This is a genomic window from Labrenzia sp. OB1, from assembly GCF_001624695.1.
Classification (GTDB): Bacteria; Pseudomonadota; Alphaproteobacteria; order Rhizobiales; family Stappiaceae; genus Roseibium.
This window is the reverse complement of the sequence record NZ_JSEP01000056.1, coordinates 1-4,250: the sequence shown is the minus strand read 5'-3', so window position 1 is coordinate 4,250 and position 4,250 is coordinate 1. Positions and strand designations below refer to the sequence as shown.

The 4,250-nt window shown below is 61.3% G+C and carries 5 protein-coding genes and 1 pseudogene; all 6 read left to right on the top strand.

The features are described 5' to 3' along the window. Positions 1–259, top strand: a 259-nt coding sequence (locus OA90_RS27325; RefSeq protein WP_199823883.1) for a phage major tail tube protein, incomplete at its 5' end; no start/stop codon positions are given. Positions 260–326: 67 nt separating this feature from the next. Further along, complete coding sequence (locus OA90_RS27320; RefSeq protein ID WP_068420155.1) at positions 327–692, top strand: phage tail assembly protein; 366 nt, start codon at positions 327–329, stop codon at positions 690–692. A 226-nt stretch (positions 693–918) separates the two neighbouring features. Next, the gene (locus tag OA90_RS27315; RefSeq protein ID WP_068420153.1) at positions 919–3,288 is read left to right on the top strand and encodes a phage tail tape measure protein; all 2,370 of its coding nucleotides are present in this window, start codon (positions 919–921) and stop codon (positions 3,286–3,288) included. Positions 3,289–3,297: 9 nt separating this feature from the next. Continuing rightward, on the top strand, positions 3,298–3,735 hold the full coding sequence (locus OA90_RS27310; protein ID WP_082837322.1) for a phage tail protein: 438 nt from the start codon (positions 3,298–3,300) through the stop codon (positions 3,733–3,735). A 3-nt stretch (positions 3,736–3,738) separates the two neighbouring features. Then, the gene (locus tag OA90_RS27305) at positions 3,739–3,954 is read left to right on the top strand and encodes a tail protein X (protein ID WP_068420150.1); all 216 of its coding nucleotides are present in this window, start codon (positions 3,739–3,741) and stop codon (positions 3,952–3,954) included. A gap of 5 nt (positions 3,955–3,959) precedes the next feature. Then, positions 3,960–4,250 (top strand): annotated as a pseudogene (locus OA90_RS27300) (late control D family protein); the annotation flags it as partial.

Sequence of the window (4,250 nt, the reverse complement as noted above, 5' to 3'; positions counted from 1 at the left end):
TGCCGGTGCCTACAAGAACAAGAAAACAGGCTTACCCGTACGGGGCCGCGCCGTCATCGAGGGGGCGATCTCTCAATGGGAGCCGGATGAGAGCGATCCGGCCGACTTCCAGGGCTGCAATCATGCCTTGACCGAGGTCACCCACTTCGAGCTGACCCTCGACGGCAAGGAGTTGTTCTACGTCGATTTCTGGGAACGCATCCTGCGCCGGAACGGCGTGGATCTGTTTGAGGGCGTGCGCGGCGCGCTCGGCGCTTAACAGCAACGCTCATTCTGAAGTTTTACAGGCCGGGCTCAGTCCCGGCCTTTCTCATGAAAGGTACGACATGTCCCAGAAAATCGATCCGGTTGAAATCCCCCTTGCAGAGCCTGTCGAGCACGGCGGCAAGAGCTTCGACAAGCTGGTGTTCTCCCGCAAGCGAAAGGTCCGCGATCTTGTCGCGGCCGATGATTTCAAGGGAGTGCTGCAAAAGACCGGCGCGGTTTATGCATCCATGGCCGGCGTTCCGAGCGAAGTCATTTTCGACCTCGATGCGGACGATTACGCCGAGCTAGAAGAACGGGTTGTTCCCCTCCTGGGAAAGTCCTGGGAGGACGTGAAAATGGGCTTTCTGACGGAAGAGGCGATGAACTACGGCCTGAAGACGGGCGTTCAGGCGGAGATGGCGCGAAGGGCTCAAGCTTCGGACTGATGGCTGCGCAGATTGCGCGGTACTTGCACCAGTCTCTGACCGAAATCGAGGATTGGGAGGTTCCGACATTCTTTCGGTACTTCGGCCACGTCGAAGAGGTTTTGCAGATCGAGGCAGAGGCCAAATCCGCAAAGCCGAGGGGCGGGGACTGATCCCGCCCTCAGGACAACGTTCTCTTCCATGCCCTTAGCTCTTCCGGGGGCGGCACAGTCAAAGGTGTGATCCGTTGGCAACCCTTACTTCACAATTGATCGTGTCGATGATCGAGCGCGTCTCGCGCCCCGCGCGCGTCGTCAGCCAGAGCCTGACACAGATGAAGCTCCGGGCAGACGCGAATGCCCGCGCGATGCAGGCCGTACGCGGGCGCATGCTGGACGCGGTCGGTGTCGGTTACGTGCTCGCAAAATCCATAGCCGCGCCGATAAACGCCGCCCGTGAATTCGAGTCCGTCATGGCCGACGTCAACAAGGTGGTCGACTTCGACACGCCGGACGGCCTGAAGCGGATGAGCGCCGATATTCTCGCACTTAGCAGGGAAATCCCGGTTGCGGCCAGCGGCATTGCCGAGATCGTCGCGGCCGCCGGCCAGGCCGGTATGGTGGGAGATGAACTGCTCACCTTCGCGGAGTTGGCGGCAAAGGTTGGTGTTGCCTTCGACATCTCGGCCGACAAGACCGGCCAGAGCCTTGCCAAGATCAAGACGGCGCTTGGTTTGAGCGTGGAACAGACCGGCGCGCTTGCGGATGTGCTCAACCACCTTTCCAATAAATCGGCATCGAGCGCCTCGGACCTGCTCGACTTCATGCGCCGCGTTGGTTCTGCGGGCAAGGCCATGGGGTTTTCGGCGCGCGAGACGGCGGCGATCGGTTCGGCCATGATTGCAGCCGGCGCACAGGCGGATGTCGCCTCGACCAGCTTTCGCAATGTCGCAAAAGCCCTGGCGCGCGGAGACTCTGCGACCAAACGCCAGCGCGAGGCCTACAAGAAGCTCGGCCTGTCGGCGACGGATGTTGCCAAACGGCTCCAGGACGATGCGGTCGGCACACTCAACGACGTTATCGGGCGCATCCGCGCCATGCCGAAGGAATTGCAGGCCGCGGCCATTTCGGATCTCTTTGGCGACGAAGCCCGTGCGGTCATGCCGCTTATTGAAAATTCCGAGCTGCTGTCCGGTGCGCTCAAGGAAGTCGCCAAGGAAACGAACTATCTCGGATCGGCACAGACGGAATTCGAAGTCCGCTCGCAGACATTCGACGCCCGTTTGCAAGGTTTCCAAAACCGGTTGACCAGGATTGCAATAGCGATCGGCAACGCCTTGCTGCCTGCTCTGATCGATATCATGGATACAATCACGCCGCTTATCGACACCATTGGCGATCTTGCGACGGCTTATCCTGAGGTAACCGCCGCAATTGTCGGCGCAGTCGCCGCGCTCCTGGCCCTGAACATCGCCGCCGTCGCCACACGGTTCGCTTTCCTGTTCATGAAAGGCGGTGTGTTGAGCGCGGCGCTTGCCGTTGGTCGCGGGGCCGACCTGATCGTGGCGGCTTCAAAACGGCTTCGGCTGGCGGTTCTTGCTGCTGGCATGTTGGGTGCAGCAACAGGGAGCGGCACCCTCTTTGCGGTTCTCGCATCGACTGCGACAGCAGCCGCAGCGACGATCAAGACGGCGGCGGTTGCCATCGGCGGCGCCATTCTCGGTATCTCCTGGCCGATCGTTGCCGTGATTGCGGCCGTCGCTGCGCTCGGTCTTGCTGTCTACCGGTATTGGGAACCTGTCCGCGAATTCACACTTGGCTTTGCGGAGGCGGTCGGTACCGGCCTTTCCGAGACCATGACGGCCATTACCGGTTTCACGTCCGGGCTTTCGGCGATGGCCGCCAAATGGGCGGCGGACAAGCTGGTCAATATCGGCGCTTTGCTCGGGTTGGAAGAAAGTGAGGTCCGGGGTGTTCTCGACAGGGCGCAAGCGCTTGTATCGCAAACGATAGATGCGATTGCCGATACTGTTCTCGCGCTTCCCGGCAAGATCGGCGGCTGGATCTCCGACATCTTCACGATGAAGGATTTTTCCTCGCAGGCAGAGGCCACGTTTCGCGATGCCGGCAGGAAGGCGGGGAAGGCGCTGGTCGATGCCTTGATCGAACCGTTCGCGCGGTTCTTCGAATTCCTGAGATCCATTCCCGATCACATCGTCAGCGCGATCGGCAGCATCGATCTGTCCAATGCAATCCGTTGGCCTTCTTTCTTGGGGGGCGGATCGGGAGCCCCGGCAGCGCCTCAGACCCGGGTCGAAGGCGCCCGGGCCCTGGGTGGGCCTGTCGTTGCCGGCCGCACTTACAGAACGGCCGAGAAGGGCGATGAACTGTTCACCCCTGATCGGGACGGGTTCATTCACAGCGCGTCGGCCACCAAACGTATTCTTGCGGGTGCCGGCCAGGGGCAGGCCTCGGGCCCGGCGCAGATCTCTGTCAGCATCGAGCGCCTTGTCATTCAGGAAGCGCAGAACGCGCGCCAGATCGCTCAGGAGTTGGGCGATGAGCTGGAGGCGGTTCTCGCCGGTCTTCAGGCCGATACCAGTTGGTCAGTGTCTTAAGGAGGTCGCATGCTCTACATGATCGGGGCCGTCCAGGTCGATACGTTTCCGTTTTCGGTGGATGGCGCCAGCCGCAGCGCATCGGCCGATATCGCCACCAAGCCGCTCCTGAACGGCCTCAAGGGGGCCGAATTCATGGGCGAGGGGGACGACAAGCTGTATTTGCGGGGGCAGCTGCTGCCGGCCAAGATCGGCGGATTGGGCGAGCTGGAAGCCCTACGCGCCCTCATGACCCAGGGGGCGGGATCGCCGGTCATGCGCGGCGACGGCACCCGGTTTGGCACCTACATGATCACCGATATTCGGGAAAACCATAAACACCTGTTGCGCGACGGCGTCGGCGCTGTGGTGCAGGTGTCGATCTCCCTGAAAAAGGTCCCCGCCGAACGCTCCACCGGGACACAAGTTATTCCGGCACTTCTGCAACTTTTTGACATTCTGGGATAGACCATGGCGCAAAGCATAACTGTCGCGGGCGATAACCTGACGCTCGATCTGATCCTGTGGCGCAAGTACGGCGTCCGGGGCCAGGCCCTGGTCGAGCAGGCCATGGAACTCAATCCGCACCTCGTTGACGTCTTTCTGCCGATTGGCGCTGAGGTGGCTCTGCCGGACCTGCCGGCGGAAACACCTGGCCGCCGTGAAGTCGTGACACTGTTCGGGTAGGGATCATGGCCTGGAAAACTGATTGGTCTGTTGTGATCGACGGCAACGACATCTCCTCGCAGATGTCAAACTATCTGGAAACGATCACCGTTACAGACAAGGCCGGCGCATCGTCTGACAGTTGCTCGCTCAGGATGGACGACACCGGCGGTGCGATCCGGCTTCCTCAGCCGGGAGGGAGCGTGCTGGTGCGCCTGAATGGTGTCCAGGTATTCGCCGGCATCATCGACAGCGTGAAATCCTCCGGCTCCCGGTCTTCCGGGCGTTCGCTCTCGGTGTCCGCCAAGGGGTTCGAT